Annotated in this window: 20 protein-coding genes and 3 pseudogenes; 20 read left to right on the forward strand and 3 right to left on the reverse strand. The window is 63.0% G+C overall.

Translation table 11 applies throughout. The annotated features are described in order from the left end of the window. Positions 1-9: 9 nt before the first annotated feature. The 18 genes and pseudogenes from ACP7CJ_RS08020 to madM all read left to right on the forward strand — a co-directional run bounded on the left by ACP7CJ_RS08020 (position 10) and on the right by madM (position 18,852). Positions 10-534: a chemotaxis protein CheW gene (locus ACP7CJ_RS08020; RefSeq protein ID WP_276195287.1), complete on the forward strand. Its 525-nt coding sequence runs from the start codon at positions 10-12 to the stop codon at positions 532-534. Then, complete coding sequence (locus tag ACP7CJ_RS08025) at positions 531-2,582, forward strand: methyl-accepting chemotaxis protein (RefSeq protein WP_426099977.1); 2,052 nt, start codon at positions 531-533, stop codon at positions 2,580-2,582. The genes ACP7CJ_RS08020 and ACP7CJ_RS08025 overlap by 4 nt, the downstream gene beginning before the upstream one ends. Positions 2,583-2,754: 172 nt before the next feature. Further along, the gene (locus tag ACP7CJ_RS08030; RefSeq protein WP_426099978.1) at positions 2,755-8,583 is read left to right on the forward strand and encodes an Hpt domain-containing protein; all 5,829 of its coding nucleotides are present in this window, start codon (positions 2,755-2,757) and stop codon (positions 8,581-8,583) included. Then, positions 8,576-9,031 carry a chemotaxis protein CheW gene (locus ACP7CJ_RS08035; RefSeq protein ID WP_276195284.1) on the forward strand — a complete coding sequence of 152 codons (456 nt, stop codon included), beginning with the start codon at positions 8,576-8,578 and terminating at the stop codon, positions 9,029-9,031. The genes ACP7CJ_RS08030 and ACP7CJ_RS08035 overlap by 8 nt, the downstream gene beginning before the upstream one ends. 426 nt (positions 9,032-9,457) lie before the next feature. Next, a complete protein-coding gene (locus ACP7CJ_RS08040; protein ID WP_426099979.1) occupies positions 9,458-9,634 on the forward strand; it encodes a polymorphic toxin type 44 domain-containing protein in 177 nt (58 codons plus the stop codon). Next, positions 9,612-10,031: a hypothetical protein gene (locus ACP7CJ_RS08045; RefSeq protein ID WP_426099980.1), complete on the forward strand. Its 420-nt coding sequence runs from the start codon at positions 9,612-9,614 to the stop codon at positions 10,029-10,031. The genes ACP7CJ_RS08040 and ACP7CJ_RS08045 overlap by 23 nt, the downstream gene beginning before the upstream one ends. Positions 10,032-10,087: 56 nt before the next feature. Beyond that, a pseudogene (locus ACP7CJ_RS08050) lies at positions 10,088-10,189 on the forward strand (DUF6124 family protein); the annotation flags it as partial. A gap of 498 nt (positions 10,190-10,687) precedes the next feature. Then, entirely contained in the window at positions 10,688-11,128 is a 441-nt protein-coding gene (locus tag ACP7CJ_RS08055; protein ID WP_426099981.1) for a group II truncated hemoglobin, read from the forward strand. A gap of 43 nt (positions 11,129-11,171) precedes the next feature. Next, positions 11,172-11,552, forward strand: a complete 381-nt coding sequence (locus tag ACP7CJ_RS08060; protein WP_276198003.1) for a rhodanese-like domain-containing protein — start codon at positions 11,172-11,174, stop codon at positions 11,550-11,552. 164 nt (positions 11,553-11,716) lie between these two features. Then, on the forward strand, positions 11,717-13,387 hold the full coding sequence (mdcA, locus tag ACP7CJ_RS08065) for a malonate decarboxylase subunit alpha (protein WP_276195282.1): 1,671 nt from the start codon (positions 11,717-11,719) through the stop codon (positions 13,385-13,387). Next, the gene (locus ACP7CJ_RS08070; protein WP_276195281.1) at positions 13,388-14,236 is read left to right on the forward strand and encodes a triphosphoribosyl-dephospho-CoA synthase; all 849 of its coding nucleotides are present in this window, start codon (positions 13,388-13,390) and stop codon (positions 14,234-14,236) included. It begins immediately after the preceding gene. After that, complete coding sequence (locus ACP7CJ_RS08075; RefSeq protein ID WP_276195280.1) at positions 14,236-14,535, forward strand: malonate decarboxylase subunit delta; 300 nt, start codon at positions 14,236-14,238, stop codon at positions 14,533-14,535. The genes ACP7CJ_RS08070 and ACP7CJ_RS08075 overlap by 1 nt, the downstream gene beginning before the upstream one ends. Next, positions 14,528-15,370, forward strand: a complete 843-nt coding sequence (locus ACP7CJ_RS08080) for a biotin-independent malonate decarboxylase subunit beta (RefSeq protein ID WP_276195279.1) — start codon at positions 14,528-14,530, stop codon at positions 15,368-15,370. The genes ACP7CJ_RS08075 and ACP7CJ_RS08080 overlap by 8 nt, the downstream gene beginning before the upstream one ends. Beyond that, positions 15,367-16,137, forward strand: a complete 771-nt coding sequence (mdcE, locus tag ACP7CJ_RS08085) for a biotin-independent malonate decarboxylase subunit gamma (protein WP_276195278.1) — start codon at positions 15,367-15,369, stop codon at positions 16,135-16,137. The genes ACP7CJ_RS08080 and mdcE overlap by 4 nt, the downstream gene beginning before the upstream one ends. Then, positions 16,131-16,727 (forward strand): malonate decarboxylase holo-ACP synthase, encoded by a 597-nt coding sequence (locus ACP7CJ_RS08090; RefSeq protein ID WP_276195277.1) that lies wholly within the window; start codon positions 16,131-16,133, stop codon positions 16,725-16,727. Before mdcE ends, ACP7CJ_RS08090 begins: the two co-directional genes overlap by 7 nt. Beyond that, positions 16,724-17,623 carry a malonate decarboxylase subunit epsilon gene (gene mdcH, locus ACP7CJ_RS08095; protein ID WP_426099982.1) on the forward strand — a complete coding sequence of 300 codons (900 nt, stop codon included), beginning with the start codon at positions 16,724-16,726 and terminating at the stop codon, positions 17,621-17,623. The genes ACP7CJ_RS08090 and mdcH overlap by 4 nt, the downstream gene beginning before the upstream one ends. Before the next feature lie 66 nt (positions 17,624-17,689). Next, a complete protein-coding gene (gene madL, locus ACP7CJ_RS08100; RefSeq protein WP_276195275.1) occupies positions 17,690-18,082 on the forward strand; it encodes a malonate transporter subunit MadL in 393 nt (130 codons plus the stop codon). 5 nt (positions 18,083-18,087) lie between these two features. After that, positions 18,088-18,852 (forward strand): malonate transporter subunit MadM, encoded by a 765-nt coding sequence (gene madM, locus ACP7CJ_RS08105; RefSeq protein ID WP_276195274.1) that lies wholly within the window; start codon positions 18,088-18,090, stop codon positions 18,850-18,852. 96 nt (positions 18,853-18,948) lie between these two features. Here madM and ACP7CJ_RS08110 read toward each other — a convergent pair whose 3' ends face one another. After that, a complete protein-coding gene (locus ACP7CJ_RS08110; RefSeq protein ID WP_426099983.1) occupies positions 18,949-19,869 on the reverse strand; it encodes a LysR family transcriptional regulator in 921 nt (306 codons plus the stop codon). A 145-nt stretch (positions 19,870-20,014) separates the two neighbouring features. Between ACP7CJ_RS08110 and trhA the strand changes: the two genes are divergently transcribed. After that, on the forward strand, positions 20,015-20,632 hold the full coding sequence (gene trhA / locus ACP7CJ_RS08115; RefSeq protein WP_276195272.1) for a PAQR family membrane homeostasis protein TrhA: 618 nt from the start codon (positions 20,015-20,017) through the stop codon (positions 20,630-20,632). 171 nt (positions 20,633-20,803) lie between these two features. Here trhA and ACP7CJ_RS08120 read toward each other — a convergent pair. Continuing rightward, positions 20,804-21,274 (reverse strand): annotated as a pseudogene (locus tag ACP7CJ_RS08120) (LysR substrate-binding domain-containing protein); the annotation flags it as partial. Between the two features lie 45 nt (positions 21,275-21,319). Here ACP7CJ_RS08120 and ACP7CJ_RS08125 point away from each other — a divergent pair. Then, a pseudogene (locus ACP7CJ_RS08125) lies at positions 21,320-21,445 on the forward strand (transporter substrate-binding domain-containing protein); the annotation flags it as partial. Positions 21,446-21,463: 18 nt separating this feature from the next. Here the strand turns inward: ACP7CJ_RS08125 and ACP7CJ_RS08130 are convergent. Continuing rightward, on the reverse strand, positions 21,464-22,183 hold the full coding sequence (locus ACP7CJ_RS08130; RefSeq protein ID WP_276195271.1) for a 16S rRNA (uracil(1498)-N(3))-methyltransferase: 720 nt from the start codon (positions 22,181-22,183) through the stop codon (positions 21,464-21,466). Positions 22,184-22,207 lie beyond the last annotated feature (24 nt).

Below are 22,207 nucleotides of genomic sequence, written 5' to 3' on the forward strand. Positions count from 1 at the left end.
CACGCCATCATGACCGAGTCACAGACCGCCTTCGAGCTGCTGCTGGACATCGACCGCCGCTGTCGCCTGCTGGCCGCCGACCTGCCATCCCAGGAAACCCGCCTGCAAGGCTGGAGCGGGATCGGCTTTCGCGTGGGCGAACAGTGGTTTGTCGCGCCCATGGGCGAAGTCGCCGAAGTGCTGCATGAGCCGCGCTGCACTTTAATGCCCGGGGTCAAGACCTGGATCAGAGGAGTCGCTAACCTGCGTGGGCGCCTGCTGCCGGTGATGGATCTCGGCGGTTTCCTCGGCCATGCGCTGTCCAAGACAGGTAAGCAACGGCGGGTATTGGTCGTGGACTACCAAGACATATTTATCGGGCTGCTGGTGGACGAGGTGGTGGGTATGCAGCATTTCGCACAAGACGCGTTGTTGCCCAGCACCACCCCCTGCGCGTCCTTTATCCGCGGCCAGTTCGACGCTGATCAGCGCTGGCAGGTCTTCAGCCCCTTCGCTCTGGCCCAGGCCCCTGGCTTCATGGATGTTGCCGCATGACCACTGCTACTACGCCCAAACCCCAGGCGGTCTCGCGCAGCCGCTCGCAGATCATCGTGCTGTTTATTGCGCTGATCGTATTCATCATGTTGCTGTTCGCCAACTTCGCGTACCTCAACACCCAGTCCACCTACGACAAGCAGTACATCGGCCACGCCGGTGAGTTGCGGGTGCTGTCCCAGCGTATCGCCAAGAACGCCACCGAAGCGGCCGCCGGCAAGGCCGCCGCGTTCAAATTGCTGGCGGAGGCGCGCAATGACTTTGCCCAGCGCTGGGGTTACCTGAAAAAGGGCGACCCGGACACCGGCCTGCCCGCCGCGCCCAGTGCGGTGCGTGCAGAGATGCGGGCGGTGCAGACCGATTGGGAAGCGCTGCTGAAAAATACCGACGCGATCCTCGCCAGCGAACAGACCGTGCTGTCGTTGCATCAAGTCGCCGCGACCCTGGCCGAAACCGTGCCGCAACTGCAAATGGAATCGGAAAAGGTCGTAGATATCCTGCTGCAACGCGGCGCCCCGGCCAGCCAGGTGGCCCTGGCCCAGCGTCAGTCGCTTCTGGCCGAGCGTATCCTGGGGGCGGTCAACACCGTACTGGCCGGTGACGAAACCGCCGTGCAGGCCGCCGATGCCTTTGGCCGCGATGCCAACCGCTTCGGCCAGGTGCTCACCGGCATGCTCCAGGGCAACCCCGGGCTGCGCATCACCCAGGTCGAGGACCACGATGCGCGGGCGCGCCTGACAGAAATCGCCGAGCTGTTCGAGTTTGTCTCAGGCTCCGTGGACGAGATCCTCGAAACCTCGCCGCAACTGTTCCAGGTCCGCGCCTCGGCGAACAATATTTTCAACCTCTCGCAAACCCTGCTCGATGAAGCCTCGCTCCTGGCCACCGGCTTTGAAAACCTGGCCAGTGGGCGCAGTTTCGACACGATCGGCGGCTATGTGCTGGGCTTGCTGGCGCTGGCCTCGATCATCCTGATCGGCCTGGTGATGGTCCGCGCCACCAACCAGCAACTGCGGGAAACCGCCGAGAAGAACGAGCGCAACCAGAACGCGATCATGCGCCTGCTGGATGAAATCGAGGACCTCGCCGACGGCGACCTTACCGTCACCGCCTCGGTGACCGAGGACTTCACCGGCACCATCGCCGACTCCATCAACTATTCCGTGGACCAACTGCGCGACCTCGTCGCCACCATCAACCTCACCGCCGGCCAGGTTGCCGGCGCGGTGCAGGACACCCAGGCCACCGCCATGCACCTGGCGCAGGCCTCGGAACACCAGGCCCAGCAGATCGCCGAGGCCTCCACCGCGATCGAACAGATGGCCCAGTCCATCGACCAGGTGTCGGCGAACGCCGCTGAGTCCTCGGCGGTGGCCGAGCGCTCGGTGGAAATCGCCAACAAGGGCAATGAAGTGGTGCACAACACCATCCACGGCATGGACAACATTCGCGAACAGATCCAGGACACCGCCAAGCGCATCAAACGCCTGGGCGAGTCGTCCCAGGAGATCGGTGACATCGTCAGCCTGATCGATGACATCGCCGACCAAACCAACATCCTCGCGCTCAACGCCGCGATCCAGGCGAGCATGGCCGGGGATGCCGGACGCGGCTTTGCGGTGGTGGCCGATGAAGTGCAACGCCTGGCCGAGCGCTCGTCGGCGGCCACGCGGCAGATTGAAACCCTGGTGCGGGCGATCCAGGCCGACACCAACGAAGCGGTCATCTCCATGGAACAGACCACCACTGAAGTGGTGCGGGGTGCGCGGCTGGCCCAGGACGCCGGGGTGGCGCTGGAAGAGATCGAAGGCGTGTCGAAAACCCTGGCGGCGCTGATCCAGAGTATCTCCAACGCGGCGCAGCAACAGACGTCGTCGGCGGGGCAGATCTCGCTGACCATGAACGTGATCCAGCAAATCACCACCCAGACGTCGTCGGGCTCGACCGCCACCGCCGAGAGCATCGGCAACCTGGCAAAAATGGCCAGCCAGTTGCGCCGCTCGGTGTCGGGGTTCACCTTGCCTGCGCCCAAGCAGGCTGATGATTGAAATGTAATCCAAATGTGGGAGGGGCGGTGCGACGATTCGACTTGCTCCCGATGACGGTGTATCAGTCACCTGATTCATTGACTGAGCCACTGCCATCGGGAGCAAGTCGAATCGTCGCACCGCCCCTCCCACATTGGATACCAGCAACTCATGAATTCAAAGCGGAGCAGTTATGGTTGATCGGCACGACTACGTGGCCCTTGAATGGGTCAAGGGCGACATTGCCGAAACCCTGAAACAGGCCCGTTCGGCGCTGGACGCGTTTGTCGAAACCACTGACAACGAGACCCTCGGCGACTGCCTGGCGTGCATTCACCAGGTGCATGGCGCGTTGCAAATGGTCGAGTTCTACGGCGCCGCGCTGCTCGCCGAAGAAATCGAAGCCCTGGCCCTGGCCCTGCAGGCCGGGCGCGTCAGCCAGCGCGATGAAAGCATCCGTCTGCTGCAACAGGCCCTCGGGCAATTGCCGCTGTACCTGGACCGCATCCACAGTGCCCGCCGCGACTTGCCGCTGGTGGTGTTGCCACTGCTCAACGACCTGCGCAGTGCGCGCGGCGAAAGCCTGTTGTCGGAAACCAGCTTGTTCAGCCCGCAATTGCTGTCGATTGCGCCGTTGCCCGAGGAGACGCTGGCGCAACGCGCGCCGCCCGACCTGAGCGATCAGTTGCGTCAGTGGCATCTGCTGCTGCAACAAGCCCTGGCCGGGTTGCTGCGCGAAGATCACGGCCCTAGCAACCTGGAAGACATGGCGCGGGTGTTCGCCCGCCTCGAAGCGCTGTGCCAGGGCGCGCCGCTGTTGCCGCTGTGGCAAGTCACCTCGGCGCTGGTCGAGGGCATGCTGACCGGCGTGATCGCCAACAGTCCGGCGCTGCGCAGCCTGCTCAAGGCCAGCGACAAGCAACTCAAACGCCTGCTCGCCCAGGGCATTGGCGGCATCAACCAGCCGGCGCCGGATCAACTGCTCAAGAGCCTGCTGTTCTATGTCGCCAAAGTCACCCGGCCAACGCCGCGCATGCAAAGCCTGAAAGAACGCTACGGCCTCGATGAAGCCTTGCCCGACAGTGCCGTGGTCGATGCCGAACGTGCGCGCCTGGCCGGGCCGGACCGCAATGCGATGGGCTCGGTGCTCGGCGCGTTGTGTGAAGAGCTGGTGCGGGTCAAGGAACGCCTCGACCTGTTCGTGCGCAGCGACCGTCAACACACCAGCGACCTCGATGCACTGCTGGCGCCGCTGCGGCAAATCGCCGACACCCTCGCGGTGCTGGGCTTTGGGCAGCCGCGCAAAGTCATCATCGACCAGCTTGCCGTGGTGTTGAGCCTGGCCCAGGGCCAGCGTGAACCCAACGATGCCGTGCTGATGGATGTCGCCGGCGCCTTGCTCTACGTCGAAGCGACGTTGGCCGGGATGGTCGGTACGGTCGAGCCGCAAGGCCGTGAAGAAAGCCGCCTGCCCACCACCGACCTGACGCAGATTCATCAGTTGGTGATCCGCGAGTCCTGCCAGTGTCTCAAGCAAGCCAAAGAGCTGGTGATCGACTGCATCGACGCCCAGTGGGAGCGCCAGCGCCTGGAATCCCTGCCGGAACTGTTGAGCCAGGTGCGCGGCGCCCTGGCGATGATTCCACTGCCACGCGCAGCGAGCCTGATGCGCGGTTGCACCGATTACGTCGATGAACAACTGATGATCAACGACGCAGTGCCGTCCGAAGAGCAGTTGGCGCATTTCGCCGACGTGATCAGCGGCCTGGAGTACTACCTGGAGCGCATGCTCCAAGACCCCGACGCTGCTGGCGAACGGGTGCTGGAGTTGGCCACCGAGGGCCTGGCCGCGCTGGGTTACCTGCCTGCCGAAAAGCCCTGGCGCCAGGCGCTGGTGGCGCCGGACGGCGCGTTGTCGACCGAGAGCGCGCCGAGCCAATCCCAGTTCGACGCGCTGGCCAATCCTGCTTCGCGCTTGAATCCGCCCGCCCTGCAACGCCCCGGCAGCTTGCTGCCGCCGCCAGCCGGTGAAGAGCCGATCGACGACGAACTGCGTGAAGTGTTCCTCGAAGAAACCGCCGAGGTCCTCGAGGTACTGCACCACCATCTGCCGAGCGGCGTCGATAAAACCGCCCTCGGCGAAATGCGCCGTGCCTTCCACACCCTCAAAGGCAGTGGCCGCATGGTGCGCGCCCTGGTGCTGGCGGAACTGGCCTGGGCCGTGGAGAACCTGCTCAATCGCGTGTTGGAGTGCAGCGTGGCCGCCGGCCCCGAGGTGCAACGGGTGCTGGATGACGCGGTGGCCCTGCTGCCGGAATTGATCGCCGACTTCGCCGCCGGCGCCCAGCGCCAACGGGACGCGGTCGACGCCCTGGCCGCGCGCGCCCACGCCTTGGCCAGCGGCACCGCCGTGCCGGCTGCCGAACCGCATGACCCGATGCTGCTGGAGATCTTCCGCAACGAAGCCCAGAGCCACCTCGACAGCCTCAACCACTTCCTGCGCCAAGCCGCCGAGCATGTGCCGCTGCAAGTCAGCGATGAGCTGCAACGCGCCTTGCACACCCTCAAAGGCAGCGCCTATATGGCCGGCGTGCTGCCGATCGCCGAACTGGCTCGCCCGCTCGATCACCTGACCCGCGAGTACAAGGCCCACCGCCTGCCGCTGGACCTGGATGAAGTAGAACTGCTGCTGGAGGCCGAGGATCTGTTCCAACGTGGCTTGCGCCAGTTGAACGGCGACCCGCTGGTGCCGATCAAAGGTGCCGCCGACCTGATCGACCGCACTCAAAGCCTGCTCGATCATCAGTTTCAAGCCCAGCTCGACGCGCCGAGCACCGGCCTGCGGATCAAGCGTGATCCGCACCTGATCACCAACTTCCTGGCCCAGGGCATGGACATTCTGCTCGACGCCGAAAGCCTGCTGCGCCGCTGGCAACAACACCCCGGCGAACGCCAGGAACTGACCGCGCTGCTGGATGAATTGACCACCTTGGGGCAGGGCGCGCACCTTGCCGACCTGCACGCCATCGACGAACTCTGCGAAGCCTTGCTTGATCTGTACGGCGCCGTGGAAGAAAGCAGCCTGGCGGTCAGCGAGCGGTTTTTCGAGGAGGCCGAACAGGCCCACGAAGCGCTGATCAACATGCTCGACCAACTGGCTGCCGGCCAGGAAATCAGCCCGGCCCCGGCGCGCATGCAAGCCTTGCGCGAGCTGCTGGATGGCGCCCTCGACCCGTCCGCCACCGGCCTGATCAAAAGCGACGGCAGCCGTGCGCTGAGCATCTCCGAGCTAGGCGCTGCGACGGCCCGGCTGGATCGGCACGCGGTGGTGGATGATGAGATCGTCGAGATCTTCCTCGAAGAAGCCGTGGATATCCTCGACAGCGCCGGGCAGTCGCTCAAACGCTGGCTGCTGGAACCCGAGGGCGTGGCGCCGTTAACCTCGTTGCAGCGCGACATGCACACCCTCAAGGGCGGCGCGCGCATGGCCGAGATCGGGCCCGTTGGCGACCTGGCCTACGAACTGGAAGGCCTTTACGAAGGCCTGGCGGACCGCCGCTACAGCTATTCCAATGAACTGTCCCAGGTGCTGATGGCCAGTCATGAGCACTTGGCGTTGCAGTTGGACCAACTGCAACAGCATCAGCCACTGAGCGACTCCAGCGCGTTGATTGCCAGCGTCCGGGCATTGCGCCACAGCGGGCCGCCCGCAGCGCCGGCCGCTGCTGCGCAGAGCTTGGGCATCGACCCGGAATTGCTGGATATCTTCCTCGAAGAAGCCGCCGACATTCTCGACAGCTCGGGGGCGGCGTTGCTGCGCTGGCAGGCTGAGCCCAACAACCGCCAGGAAGTCGAAACCCTGTTGCGCGACCTGCACACCCTCAAGGGCGGTGCGCGCATGGTCGAGATCGGCCCGATCGGCGATCTGGCCCATGAGCTGGAGTTTCTCTACGAAGGTTTGTCCTCCGGTTTGCTCGTGGCGTCCCCCGAGTTGTTCGCCTTGCTGCAAGGCTGTCACGACCGCCTGGCGCAGATGATCGACGCGGTGGCGGCGGGCTTGCCGGTGGGCTCGGTGGACAAACTCATCGAGCGCATCAAAAGCCTGGTCCACCCGAGCAAAGAGCCGGTGGTGCAGGTGGTGCCGGTGGCATTAGTGACGGGCAAGGCCGAAACAGCCGGCGACCCGACGGCCGACATGGTGAAAATCTCCGCCGACCTGCTGGACGATCTGGTTAACCTGGCCGGCGAAACCTCGATCTTCCGTGGACGGATCGAACAGCAGGTCAACGACGCGCAGGTTGCCCTCAATGAGATGGAAACCACCCTCGAGCGCATGCGCGACCAACTGCGCCGGCTCGACACCGAAACCCAGGGCCGCCTCTTCAGCCGTCAGCAGGCCGAAGCCGAGCGCCTGGACTACGAAGAATTCGACCCGCTGGAAATGGACCGCCATTCACAGTTGCAGCAGTTGTCCCGCGCGCTGTTCGAGTCCGCCTCCGACGTGCTCGACCTCAAGGAAACCCTTGAGCGCCGCAACCAGGATGCGCACGACCTGTTGCAGCAGCAGGCGCGCATCAACACCGACTTGCAGGAAGGCCTGATGCGCACGCGCATGGTGCCCTTTGAACGCATGCTGCCGCGCCTCAAGCGCATCGTGCGCCAGGTCGCGCAGGAATTGGGTAAGGACGTGGAATTCGTGGTCGGCAACGCCGAGGGCGAGATGGACCGCAACGTGCTGGAACGCATGGTCGCGCCGCTGGAACATATGCTGCGCAACGCCGTCGATCACGGCCTGGAATCCCGCGAGGCGCGGCTGCTGGCCGGCAAGCCTGAGAAGGGCCGTATCACCCTGGACCTGACCCACGAAGGCGGCGATATCGTCTTCGATCTGCACGACGACGGCGCCGGCGTGCCCCTCGATGCGGTGCGGCGCAAGGCAATCAAGCGCGGCTTGCTCGCCCCTGATCAAGAGATCAGCGACCGTGACGTGTTGCAGTTCATCCTGCAGCCGGGGTTCTCCACGGCGGAAAAGATCACCCAGATTTCCGGGCGCGGCGTGGGCATGGACGTGGTGCATGAAGAAGTGCGCCAGCTCGGCGGCTCGATGTCGATCGATTCGACGCCGGGGGCGGGCGTGCATTTTCGTATTCGCTTGCCGTTCACCGTCTCGGTCAACCGCGCGCTGATGGTGCAGTGCGCGGACGATCAATACGCGATCCCGCTCAATACCATCGAAGGGCTGGTGCGCGTGCTGCCCCATGAGCTGGAAGGGCACTATCAACTCGACCCGCCGCGGTATGAATACGCCGGCCAGCGGTATGAGCTGTTTTACCTCGGCGACCTGCTGCACACCGTCGCCCGCCCGAAACTGCTGGGCCTGTACCAACCGTTGCCGGTGCTGCTGGTGCAGTACAACGAACGGCACGTGGCGGTGCAGGTGGACAGCATGGCGGGCACCCGGGAGATCGTGGTCAAGGGCTTGGGGCCGCAGTTTGCCGGGGTGAAGGGGCTCTCTGGGGCGACCATTCTCGGTGACGGCCGGGTGGTCTTGATCATCGATCTGCTCGCCCACATCCGCGCCCGGCAACCGGCGTTGCCGGCGCAGGTGGTGGACGTCCCACTGCTGCTCAACGTCCCGCTGAAAAAGCGCCCGCTGCTGGTGCTGGTGGTGGACGACTCGGTCACCGTGCGCAAAGTCACCAGCCGCCTGCTGGAACGCAACGGCATGAACGTGCTCACCGCCAAGGACGGCATCGATGCCATGGCCGTGCTGGAAGAACACACCCCGGACCTGATGCTGCTGGACATCGAAATGCCGCGCATGGACGGTTTCGAAGTGGCCATCCAGGTGCGCAACGACCCACGGCTGATGCGCCTGCCGATCATCATGATCACCTCTCGCACCGGCCAGAAACACCGCGACCGCGCCATGGCCATCGGCGTCAACGACTACCTCGGCAAGCCGTATCAGGAGTCGGTGCTGCTGGAAAGCATCGCTTATTGGAGCCAGTCCCATGCTTGACCACCGCACCAGCCAACTCACCGGCCTGCTCCTGCCCCTGGCCGACCGCCACCTGGTGCTGCCCAACGTTGCCATCGCTGAACTGATCGACTTCCAGCGCGGCGAACCGGCCAGCGATGCACCGCCCTGGTATCTGCGGCAAGTGACCTGGCGGGACCGGCAATTGCCGCTGATCAGCTTCGAAGCGGCCTGCGGCGAAGCCAGCATGACCGGCGAGCGCTCGCGCATCGTCGTGCTGAACGCCCTGGGCGGGCGGCCGTCATTGAAGTTCATTGCGATGGTGATCCAGGGGATTCCACGCTCGTACAAGCTCGATAGCCAGTTGAGCTATGTGGATGTGCCGCTGTGCGCGTTGGAGCTGGCGGCGGTGCAAGTGGGGGAACATGTGGCGAAGGTGCCGGATTTGATGGGGCTCGAAGCGCTGCTGGTCGAGGCTGGGCTGGCCTGAACATACGCCTTGCAATGATCCCAATGTGGGAGGGGGCTTGCCCCCGATAGCGGTGTGTCAGTCTTAGTATCTGTAACTGAGCCACTGCCATCGGGGGCAAGCCTCTGTCGGAATGGGATGTTGTTTATGTAGGCAAGTTCTTTACTTGGATTGGGCAGGTTTTCTGGCCTGAGTGGGATGCTAATTTCAGCGCCCCTCACTGCCAACAAGGACCGGCACATGGCCGTACCGTTAATGCCGCCTGGTGTTTCACTTCTAGAAAATATGGCAATAGCCAAATGCAAGCGTGTTCATCTCCAGTCAGGCTCGGCGTTCGCCTACTCCTGGTTTTATTCTTAGGTCAGAGCTGCCGGGCCATGGAACTACAAGAAGCGAGGGCGCCAATACGAGGCTTTTGGTAACTTCAATTACGGTGCAACTGGTACGGTGTTGGGCATTCCTGAGCACGTGTTGCTGCGCGCCGCTGGTGTTGCTCAGACCATCGCAAAAACCACCCATCCGGATTTTGGATCATGGTGGGGAGGTGATCCTTTTGGTGATGACCCGCGAGATCAATATTGGATAAGGAGAGGTATTGAGTATGCGATTTCTCAAGGCCACTGAAGGCTTCATACCGATCCTGCGTAACTGCCTGTTAGTGGTCTGCCTGATTTATATCGCGGGCAGTTGGGTCATGTCGCCCGGGGCACCGGATCTGGATGAGGTGGTGTTGAAACATTCCTTGGGCAACGGCACCTCAATCTACGGCGCGCGGGATGGGCAGGGTGGTGCGACGGTGGGCTTTTCCTACAGGTACTACGTTCATAAGGACCTGGGGAGTGATCAGGAAATACTCACAGGGTTGGTGTCGGCTCATCCATTTCTGAAAACCAAAGAACCCGATGTGCAAGTAAGTGAGCATGAGGGCGTGCTTCGGTTGGATATTCAGGGGGGCGTGTATGAGTACAACAGCTACGCCCTCGAAGGTCTTGGAGCGGTCAAGGTGGTGATGGCGTTGTGATGAGTCAGCGTTCGGATTCTTCCTGCAATATTTTGCGCCCGGCATGAACGTGTCGCTCCCAGCGCGTAATCATGCTCGGAATCCAGCAAATGGCGGCGTTGGGGCAGTTGCTGGTCGACAGAGCGCTGGAGCAAGTCAGCCCTTCTCCAGCATCGTGAAGCGTTCCCAAACAGCGACTGATCGTTCCTTTTTGGGGACCGCCATTTAAAAGACACCACCGAACAAATGTGGGAGGGGGCTTACCTCGATAGCGGTGTGTCAGTCTCAGTATCTGTAACTGAGCCACTGCCATCGGGGGCAAGCCCCCTCCCACACAGGTTAGCGCTCGTCTTTATCGCTCAATGACCGGTTGCTCTGGATGCTCGGCCTGCCACAAGTCGTAGGGGCTCAGCCCGAACCCTGACTGCCAACCACTGCCGTCATAGCCGATTGGCAGAGTATGTAACTGCCAACGCATCTGCCATCTTCGTGCTTGAATATTTAAGTATTTGTTATCAATCAATAAAAAACACATTTCCGCTCTTGGCATGGCGCGTGCTAACTGCCTGGTTATGGCCCGTTCCGATAAGCGACGGCGGCGCCATCTGCCAATGGCAGTGCTGGGTGACGCATGCGCTTGCCGGCGGGATAAAGTTCCAACATTGAGTGCTGACGATATGACTGAACTATTGAGTACCGCGCATAAGAACACCACCAGTACTTATCTCCAGTTAGGGGGAGAGGCGGGTATCCATAAACTGGTCGACCGCTTTTACAAACTGATGGAGGTGCTGGCCGAGGCGAGAATAGTGCGTCAGATGCACCCACAGAGTCTCGCCGGCAGCGCCGACAGTCTATTCAAGTTCCTGAGTGGCTGGCTTGGCGGCCCGCCACTGTTCCATCAGGAACGTGGCCACCCTCGTTTGCGCATGCGACATGCGCCCTTTGCAGTCAGTATTGTCGAGCGCGACGAATGGATGCTGTGCATGCGTCAGGCAATCAACGAGCAGGTGGATGACGCAGCCCTGAATGCGAAGCTGCAACGTATGTTTTCCGAGATGGCCGACCACATGATTAATACCGATGGGAGCCGCGCAGGTGTTGCGGCGCCGCTTTGAACGTCGGGTCACTCTCCCAACTGGACGCTTCCCAAATACCATGATTAAAACTGCCCACGATCTTGTAGTAGAGGCTAAGGCCCGTATCGAAGAAGTTGCCATCGAAGACGTTGACCTGGCTATCCAGAATGCGGATGTACTGATTGATGTACGTGAAGCCGACGAGTATGCCGCAGGTCATATATCGGGCGCTGTGCATGCGTCGCGCGGCATGCTGGAATTTAAACTGACCAACGATACCGCGCTCAGTTCGCGAGACCTTAAAGTCGTGCTGTACTGCAAAACGGGTGGTCGCGCTGCGCTCGCGGCTGTATCGCTGCTTGATATGGGCTACCTGCACGTAACATCGATCACCGGAGGGTTCGACGCATGGGTGAGTGCGCAAAAGCCGATTGCGGTTCCGCATTTACCGCGCTTCGAGTAGCACTGTGGGCTGCTTTGGGGGGCATGTTGCTCCCCATTAGGCTTAACCCCGTGTTTGTTGCTTATTCATTACTCCAGCCGTAACGATTCAGCGCCCAGCTTGATTGATGCCCCTCTGAATCACTCCTAAGGTACAGCCCACGACAGCAAACCCGTGGAGCGACCATGACAACAATAATTACCCCCGACTCGCGCTGGACGCGGCGGCGCGATGAAAAGCAGCGGCGGCTCGGGCTGGTCAAGCAGTATGCGGATGGGGCCGTGCTGCCCAGCGACAAAATCGTCGAGGCCCTCGAAGCCCTGATCCTCCCCGGCGACCGCGTGGTGCTGGAAGGCAATAACCAGAAGCAGGCGGATTTCCTCTCGCGCTCCCTGGCCAAGGCCGACCCGGCCAAGCTCCACGATTTGCACATGATCATGCCCAGTGTCGGCCGGTCCGAGCACCTGGATCTGTTTGAGAAGGGCATCGCACGCAAGCTCGACTTCTCCTTCGCCGGCACCCAATCCCTGCGCATCAGCCAGTTGCTGGAAGACGGCTTGCTGGAAATCGGCGCGATCCACACCTACATCGAACTCTATGCCCGGCTGGTGGTGGATCTGATCCCCAATGTGGTGCTCTCGGCCGGATTCATGGCCGACCGCGCCGGTAACATCTACACCGGCGCGAGTACCGAAGACACCCCTGCGTTGATCGAGCCTGCCGCGTTCAGCGACGGCATCGTCATCGTGCAGGTCAACCAGTTGGTGGACGACGTCACTGACTTGCCCCGCGTCGACATCCCGGCCAGTTGGGTGGATTTTGTGGTGGTGGCTGACAAGCCGTTCTACATCGAACCGCTGTTCACCCGCGACCCGCGCCACATCAAGCCGGTGCATGTGCTGATGGCGATGATGGCGATCCGTGGCATCTACGAAAAACACAACGTGCAGTCGCTCAACCACGGCATCGGCTTCAACACTGCCGCCATCGAATTGATCCTGCCCACCTACGGCGAATCCCTGGGCCTGAAGGGCAAGATCTGCCGCAACTGGACCCTCAACCCGCACCCCACGCTGATTCCCGCCATCGAAAGCGGCTGGGTCGAAAGCGTGCATTGTTTCGGCACCGAGCTGGGCATGGAAAATTACATCGCCGCCCGCCCGGATGTGTTCTTCACCGGCCGCGACGGTTCCATGCGCTCCAACCGGATGTTCTGCCAACTGGCCGGCCAATACGCGGTGGACCTGTTTATCGGCGCCACCCTGCAAGTGGACGGCGACGGGCATTCCTCCACGGTCACCCGTGGCCGCCTCGCCGGTTTTGGCGGCGCGCCGAACATGGGCCACGACCCGCGCGGTCGCCGCCATGGCACCCCGGCCTGGCTCGATATGCGTCACGAGGATGCCCCCGAAGCACTCTTGGAGCGCGGCAAAAAGCTCGTGGTGCAAATGGTCGAGACGTTCCAGGAGGGCGGCAAACCGACCTTCGTCAACACCCTCGACGCGGTGGAAGTGGCGCGTAAAAGCGGCATGCCCCTGGCGCCGATCATGATCTACGGCGACGACGTCACCCACCTGCTCACCGAAGAAGGCATCGCCTACCTGTACAAGGCGCGTTCCCTGGAAGAGCGCCAGGCGATGATCGCCGCCGTCGCCGGGGTGACCGCCATCGGCCTGCGCCATAACCCCAAGGACACCGCGCGCATGCGTCGCGAAGGCCTGATCGCCTTGCCCGAAGACCTCGGCATCCGCCGCACCGACGCCACCCGCGAATTGTTGGCCGCCAAGAGCGTGGCCGATCTGGTGGAGTGGTCCGGTGGTTTGTACAACCCGCCCGCCAAGTTCAGGAGCTGGTGAATGCGCGCCCTCAAACTGCACGAACTCAGCCTCGCCGAACGCCTGGCGGACCTCGCCGTCGACGCGTTGATCGACGAAGCCGACCTGTCGCCCAAACCCGCCCTGGTGGACCGCCGTGGCAACGGCGCCCACAGCGACTTGCACCTGGGCCTGATGCACGCCTCGGCGTTGTCCTTGTGGCCGATGTTCCTGGCAATGGCCGAAGCCGCCCTCGACATCGGCGAAGTCGGCTTGCCCCTGCGCGAAGCCCTCGGCCGCATCGGTCGCGACGGTGAGCAGGCGATGCTCGTCACCACCGACGGTGTGAACACCCATCGCGGTGCGATCTGGGCCCTCGGCTTACTCACCGCCGCAGCGGCACTGGAGCCGCAATCCTGCACCCCGAATGCCGTGACCTTAAAAGCGGCAAAACTGGCCCTGCTCGACGATCGCTATGCCCCGCAACCGATGAGCCACGGCGCGCAGGTGGCGCAACGTTACGGCGCACGCGGTGCCCGTGAAGAAGCCCAACTGGGTTTCCCTTCAGTGCTGCAACGCGGCCTGCCGCGACTGCACAAAAGCCGCCAGCAACAGGCCGGTGAGCAGAACGCACGCCTGGATGCCTTGCTCGCGATCATGACCGACCTGGCCGACACCTGCGTGCTCTACCGCGCTGGCCCCGCCGGCCTGCACGCCATGCAACACGGCGCGCAAGCGGTGCTCGACGCCGGCGGCAGCGCCACCCTCGCGGGGCGCCGCCACCTGCACGAACTCGATCAACAGCTGTTGGCCCTGAATGCCTCCCCCGGTGGCGCCGCCGACCTGTTGGCCGCCTGCCTGTTTATCGACCGCCTCGACGGAGCGTTTTGATGGAAACTTTATCCTTTGAATTCCCCGCCGGGCAGCCACCCAAAGGCCGCGCGCTGGTGGGGTGTGTCGGTTCGGGCGACCTCGAAGTGCTGCTGGAACCGGGCACGCCCGGCATCCTGACCATTCAGGTGCAGACCTCGGTGAATGGCGCCGAACAACGCTGGCAGCACCTGTTCGAGCGGATCTTCCTGGAGCAGACACCGCCAGCACTGAACATTGATATCCACGACTTCGGCGCCACCCCCGGCGTGGTGCGCCTGCGCCTGGAGCAGGGCTTCGAGGAGATCGGCCATGACTGACTTGCTCAGCAAACACAGCTTCGTCGAACTGGGCGCACGGCAGCGGGCCAAGGCCTTGTTGGACGCGGGCTCTTACCGTGAACTGATCGACCCGTTTCAGCGAGTCATGTCGCCCTGGCTCAGCCTTCAGGGCGTGGTGCCCCAGGCCGATGACGGTGTGGTGATCGGCAAAGGCCGCATCGCCGGCAAGCCGGTGGTGATCGCCGCGATCGAAGGCAACTTCCAGGGTGGCAGCCTCGGTGAAGTCGGCGGCGCAAAAATCGCCGGAGCCCTTGAGCTGGCGGCCGAAGACAACCGCAACGGCATCCCGACCTGCGCCGTGCTGCTGCTGGAAACCGGTGGCGTGCGCCTGCAGGAAGCCAACCTGGGCCTGGCGGCGATTGCCGATATTCACGCCGCGATTGTCGATCTGCGCCAGTATCAGCCGGTGATCGCTGTGGTGGCGGGCAGCGTCGGTTGCTTTGGCGGCATGTCCATCGCCGCCGGGCTGTGCAGCTACCTGGTGGTGACCCGCGAAGCGCGGCTGGGCCTGAACGGTCCGCAGGTGATCGAGCAGGAAGCCGGCCTGGACGAATACGATTCCCGCGATCGGCCCTTTATCTGGAGCCTGACCGGCGGCGAGCAACGCTTCAACAGCGGCTTGGCCGACCGTTACGTGGCAGACGATGTCGCGCAGATTCAGCAGACCGTCAGCGCGTTGTTGCAGCTCGGTTTGCCGGCCCAACAACGCAGCCGCCGGGCCGACTTCTATCTGGCGCGCCTGGCTGAGCTGGACGCCGAACCGCAAATCGACCCGGCGACGGTTCGCGATCTTTATCAGGGAGAACGCTCATGAGAGGTTTGCAGTGGTTCAACGCATTGAGTGCCGGCGCCCAACCTGTGGAAGGATTGCCGAACTCGCTGAAAGTCGCCGATGGCGTATTGGGTGAACACCAGGTGCGCTTTATCGCCGTGGTCCCCGACGCGCAAAACCGCTTCCCCCGCGCACGCAACGGCGAAGTCGGCTTGCTCGAAGGGTGGGGTTTGGCCAAAGCCGTGGATGAAGCCATCGCGACGGGCGACAAACGCCCACTGATCGCCATCGTCGATGTGCCGAGCCAAGCCTACGGCCGTCGCGAAGAAGCCCTCGGCATTCATCAAGCCCTGGCGGCTGCCGTCGACAGCTACGCCCGCGCCCGTCTGGCCGGGCACCCGGTGATCGGGTTGTTGGTGGGCAAGGCCATGTCCGGTGCGTTCCTCGCCCACGGTTACCAGGCCAACCGCTTGATCGCCCTGCGCGACCCCGGCGTGATGGTACACGCCATGGGCAAGGCCTCGGCGGCGCGGGTAACCCTGCGCAGCGTCGAAGAACTCGAAGCCCTGGCCGCCAGCGTGCCGCCGATGGCCTATGACATCGACAGTTATGCCAGCCTCGGTTTGCTCTGGGAGACCCTATCGGTCAGCCAGATTGAACAGCCGACGAAGGACGATGTGGCGCGGGTCAGCGATTGCCTGGTCAATGCGATCAGGGATGTCGATGGCCGTGATTTGAGCGGTCGCCTCGGCGCCACCAATCGTTCTGCCTCCAGCCATGTCCGCCAACTGCTGCGGGCGCAATGGTGAACGCTCACGACCTGCTCTGGGGCATGACCCCGGCGCATGTCCCTGCCGATGCGCCGGCCTGGGTGCTGGCGGCGCTCGGTGCCGGGCAGCCGGTGGTGGTCCGTCGCGCCATTGCGCAACCGGGCCATGTGGCGGTCGGCGTGCGCGGGCGTTTGCGCGAGCAGCGTTTCGCCGCCGAAATGCCGCTGGCGCTGGTGCAACGGCGGGTGGTGCCGGAAGCGCTGCGCGAGGTGATCTCGCCCCGCGATGTACCGGCATTGCGCGCGCTCGCTCAATTGCGGCCGATGCTGGCGCAGAAGGACTGGGGCGTCAGCGGCAGTGCGGGTTTTGAATTGGCCACGGGCATTGAAGCGCTGCATGACAGCAGCGATCTGGATTTGATCCTGCGCACCCCAGAGCCGCTTGAACGACGCGACGCCGGGGACTTGCTGGCGATCCTGGACACGGCAGCCTGCGTTGTGGACCTGCAACTGCAAACCCCGTTTGGCGCCGTCGCCTTGCGCGAATGGGCGGGCTCGTCACGCCGCGTGCTGCTCAAAGCCGCCAGCGGTGCGCATCTGGTGATTGATCCCTGGCAGGCGCTGATATGAGCAGCCTGCTGGTGTTTCCGGGGCAGGGCGCGCAACGGCCCGGCATGCTCGGGCATCTGCCCGCGCCGGTGCTGGACGAAGCCAGCGCGGCCTTGGGTGAAGACGTGCGCCAGCTCGATTCTGCGCGGGCCTTGGCCAGTACCCGCGCCGTGCAGTTGTGTCTGTTGATTGCGGGCGTGGCCCATGCGCGTCTGCTGGCGCGCACGCCGGATTATGTGGCGGGCTTGTCCATCGGCGCTTACCCGGCGGCGGTGATTGCCGGGGCCCTGGACTTTGCCGACGCGGTCAGGCTGGTCAGCCTGCGTGGCGAACTGATGCAGCAGGCTTATCCACAGGGCTACGGCATGACCGCCTTGATCGGCCCGGACTTATCCACTGTCGAAACCCTGCTGGCCGAAATCCATAGCCCCGAAACCCCGGTGTACCTGGCCAATATCAACGCCGATAACCAGACGGTGATCGCCGGCAGCGATGAAGCGATGCAGCGCGTGGCCCAGCGCGTCAAAGGCAACGGCATCGCCAAGCGTCTGGCCGTCAGCGTGCCGTCCCATTGCGCGCTGCTGCAGCGGCCGGCCCAGGCGCTGGCTGAAGCGTTCGTCACGCTCAAGGCTCCGCGTATCACCTACCTGAGCAGCACACGGGCGCGGCCGATCCACGACCCTGCGCAGTTGCGCGACGACCTGGCCTTCAACATGTGCCGCGTGGTCGACTGGCGCGGCACCGTGCAAAGCGCCTATGAGCGCGGCGTGCGCCTGCAAATCGAACTGCCCCCCGGCGCCGTACTCACCGGTTTGTCACGCCGCGTGTTCGAACAAGGCACGGTGATCGCCTGCGAAGGTGCGCGCCTGGACACCGTGCAGGCCCTGCTGGAAGAGGAGGAACACCGCGACCGATAAAGCACTACCCAAGGCTTTCGAAGCACAAAAACAAAAAATCGATCGAGCACTTTGAGGACAACAACAATGATTATCTATGGTGTGGCGTTTCTGGCGCTTTGCACGTTGGTCGGGCTGTTTGTGGGCGAACTGCTGGGTAAATGGATGGGTATCCCGGCCAACGTCGGCGGGGTTGGCATCGCCATGTTGCTGTTGATCGGCCTGGGCAGTTACCTCAGCAAGCGTGGCTTGTTTACCGTTAAGTCGGAACAAGGCGTGAGCTTTTGGGCGGCTATCTATATCCCGATTGTGGTGGCCATGGCTGCCCAGCAAAACGTCTATGGCGCCATCAGTGGCGGGCCCATGGCGATCTTGGCCGGGACGTTTGCGGTGGTGCTCGGGTTTGCCTTGGTGCCGGTGCTGATGCGCATCGGCAACCAGGAGCCAAGCGCTGTTGTTCCCACTAAAGATGCCGGGTGATCGCTATGTACGAATCGATGATGAAAGTGATCACCGGCTACGGCCTGATCAGTGGTTTCGCGGTAATCGGCTTGACCATGTGGGTGTCCTACTGGATTTCCAACACGTTCACCAAAGGCCGTCTGCACGGCTCGGCCATCGCCATTTTGTTGGGGTTGCTGCTGTCATACGTCGGCGGCGCCTTCACCGGCGGCGCCAAGGGTGTGGTGGATATCCCGTTGCTGTCAGGCATTGGCCTGCTCGGTGGGGCGATGCTGCGGGACTTCGCCATCGTGGCCACGGCATTTGGCGTGAGTGTGGATGAGCTTAAGCGAGCCGGGTACGTTGGCGTACTGGCGTTGTTTATCGGCGTAGGGTCGTCGTTTATCGCCGGTGTGTCGGTGGCCATGGCATTTGGTTATACCGATGCCGTAAGCCTCACCACCATAGGCGCCGGGGCGGTGACCTATATCGTCGGCCCGGTGACCGGTGCCGCGATTGGCGCCAGCTCCGAGGTTATGGCGCTGTCCATTGCCGCGGGGCTGATCAAGGCCATCCTGGTGATGGTGATGACCCCGTTTGTAGCGCCATTGATTGGCCTGAACAACCCTCGCAGTGCCGTTATCTTCGGCGGCCTGATGGGCACATCCAGCGGTGTGGCGGGAGGCCTGGCGGCAACCGATCCGAAGCTGGTGCCTTACGGCTGCCTGACAGCGGCGTTCTATACGGCGCTGGGATGCTTGCTGGGGCCGTCGTTGCTGTTTCTGATCATGCGTGGCTTGGTGGGTTGACGGGGCCGCAGGCAAGCCTGCTCCCACCTATTGACCGAGTATGCTCAGGCGGCTCGGTCAACGGCAGGCGCCGGGCTTGCCCCCGATAGCGGTCTGTCAGGCTGTCACCTGGCGATTGGCATACATCCGACACTCCGCCAACAACGCCAGTAAATTCGGGTCGCGCTCCTTGGCCTTCAAGAACACCACCCCGATATGCTGCTGCAACCGATACCTGGGTTGCAGCGGTATCAGCTTCACGCGGTTCTCATACACCGCCGCAATCCTTCCCGGCAGCAGCGCATAACCCACCCCCGAACTGACCATGCTCAGCAGCGTGAAGATGTCATTGACCTGCATCGCCACCTTCGGCTCGAACCCCGCTTGCTTGAACACCCGGTTGCCGTCCTGGTGGGTGGCGAAGCCCTGGGTGAGGGTGATGAACGTGGCGTCACGCACGTCGGCCAGGTCGATTTGCTGCTCGCGGTCGAAGGGCGAATCGGCGGGCGTGGCGAGGAAGATGTCGTCGGAGAACAGCGCAATCTGCGCACAGTCGGGATCGTTGGCGTGTTCGTCGAGGGAGATGAGGATCGCGTCGACTTCCATGTTCTTGAGCTTGTACAGCAGGTCGAAGTTGGAGCCGAGGATCAGGTCGATGTTGAGTTCGCTGCGGCGGATTTTCAGGCCCATGATCAGTTGCGGCACGGTTTTCACCGTCAGCGAATACAGCGAGCCGAGCTTGAAGCGTTCGGCGGAGAACCCGGCGGCTTCGCGGGTCAGACGCACGCTGTCGACCACGTCGGCTATCAGCTTTTGCGCACGTTCTTCGAGCACGTAGGCGCTTTCCAGCGGGGTGAGGTTGCGGCCTTCATGCTTGAACAGCGGGCAGCGCAGGGCGTTTTCCAGGGAGTGGATGGCGCGGTGTACGCTGACGTTGCTGGTTTGCAGCTCGGCGGCGGCGCGGGCCAGGTTGCCGGTGCGCATGAACGCCAGGAAGATTTCCAGCTTTTTGAGGGTGAACTCTTCGTCGATCAGCATGGCCGTGGCTCTTGTTCGAATACGGCCGATTGTGCCCGCAAAACCGCGCGGCGTCGCCGGAACGTCATAAGGCCCTTGCACTCTTATGCGCAAGGCGGGACGCTTGTCAGGCAGCGGTTAACGGTTACAAGGGGGGCAGTGACAGATGTACCACGGGGAACGATTCAACGCCTGGAGCCATTTGCTCGGTGCAATCGCGGCGTGTGTGGGCGCCGTGTGGATGTTGGTGGTGGCGAGCCTGGATGGCAGCCCCTGGAAGATTGTCAGCGTGGCGATTTATGGCTTTACGCTGATGGTGCTGTACAGCGCGTCGACGGTGTATCACAGCGTGCAGGGGCGGCGAAAAGCGATCATGCAGAAGGTCGATCACTTTTCGATCTACCTGTTGATCGCCGGCAGTTACACGCCGTTTTGCCTGGTCAGTTTAAGAGGCCCGTGGGGCTGGACGCTGTTCGGGATCGTGTGGGGGCTGGCGGTGGTCGGCATTCTGCAGGAGATCAAGCCGCGTTCCGAGGCGCGGGTTCTGTCGATCGTGATCTACGCGGTGATGGGTTGGATCGTGCTGGTGGCCGTCAAGCCGCTGATTGCGGTACTGGGTACGGCGGGGTTTATCTGGCTGGCGGCGGGCGGCGTGTTGTACACCGTCGGCATCATCTTTTTTGCCCTGGAGGATCGCCTGCGGCATTCCCATGGGATCTGGCATTTGTTTGTGATCGGCGGCAGTTTGCTGCATTTTGTGGCGATCATGCATTACGTGCTCTAACGCACGAAGCGGTCTAAAAAATGTGGGAGGGGCGGTGCGACGATTCGACTTGCCCCCGATGGCGGTGTGTCAGTTGGCAAATAAGCTGACTGAACCACCGCCATCGGGGGCAAGTCGAATCGTCGCACCGCCCCTCCCACATTGGTTCTTCAGTGGGGTTGAGGGCGCTGACTACAGGCGTTCCAGCAGCTCCCGGGCACGCTCACCGAAGATCTGCAGCAGGTTGGCCAGCATGTGCGGCGGCGGTTCGTTGGCGCGGGTCAGGGCGTACAGGGTGATCGGCAGTGGCGGTGTGAGCGTGCGGATGCGGGTGGTCGCCGTCGACGCGCCGAGGGCGGTGAAGGGGTCAGCGCTGGACAGGCCAATCAACGGCGCTCCCGCCAATTCCGCCAACGGCAGCGGCTTGCGGGTTTGCGCCTCGGTCCAATAGCCCTTGGACGCCAATGCGACCAAGGCTTCGTTGGCCAGCACTTGGGTGGTGAGTCCCGGGTGGCCGGCGAAGTTGAGGGTCAGCGCCAGGTCGATCTCGCGCATCAACAGCTTCTGCACCAACTCGCGGCTATGGTCGCTGGACAGCTCGCAGGCAATGTCCGGGTAAGCGCGCTGCCACTGCAGAATCGCCGGCGGTAGCAACGACAGGGCCGGGCGCCCCGCGCCGCTTAAATCGTCATCACCCGAGAACCAACGATCGATGGGATTTGTCGGCGCGGGTTTGAGCCGCCGATCCCACCGAAGGGCTTGAACCTGGAGTTTCCGATGAGCGCCGAGTTGAAGGCGATCTTCGCTAAGCCAGCGAGCGATCCGGTGGAATAAACCCTCTCCTCGGGTTGGTCAGAAATCGCCCCACAGTTGTTGGGCGACCGACAGCGCGACAACCGGTGCGGTTTCGGTGCGCAACACGCGCGGGCCGAGGCGGGCGGCATGGAAGCCGGCGCCTTGGGCGGTGTCGATTTCAGGGTCGGTCAAGCCGCCCTCGGGGCCGATCAGAAAGGCCAGGCTCGACGGCTTGGCGTGGCTGATCATCGGCTCGGCGACCGGGTGCAGCACCAGCTTCAGGTCCGCCTCGGTCTGCTTCAGCCAATCGGCCAGTAACAGCGGCGGGTGAATCACCGGCACCGTCGAACGCCCGCATTGCTCACAGGCACTGATCGCCACCTGGCGCCAGTGCTGCAGGCGTTTGTCGGCGCGTTCGTCCTTGAGGCGCACTTCGCAGCGCTCGCTGAAAATCGGCGTGATGGCGTTGACGCCCAGTTCGGTGGCTTTCTGAATCGCCCAATCCATCCGCTCGCCCCGGGACAGGCCCTGGCCGAGGTGAATGTGCAGCGGCGATTCGGTCTGCCCGGCGAATTGCTCGGTCAGTTGCACGCTGACGCGTTTTTTCCCGACCTCCAGCAACGTGCCGCGAAACTCCTGCCCGGAACCGTCGAACAGTTGCACGGCATCGCCTTCGACCATGCGCAGCACGCGGCTGATGTAGTGCGCCTGGGCTTCGGGCAATTCATGCTCGCCGAGGCTCAACGGGGTGTCGGTGAAAAAGCGGGACAGTCTCATTTCTGTTCTCTGGAAAAATACAAA

This window comes from Pseudomonas sp. PSPC3-2, assembly GCF_049897085.1.
GTDB classification, from domain to species: domain Bacteria; phylum Pseudomonadota; class Gammaproteobacteria; order Pseudomonadales; family Pseudomonadaceae; genus Aquipseudomonas; species Aquipseudomonas paraveronii.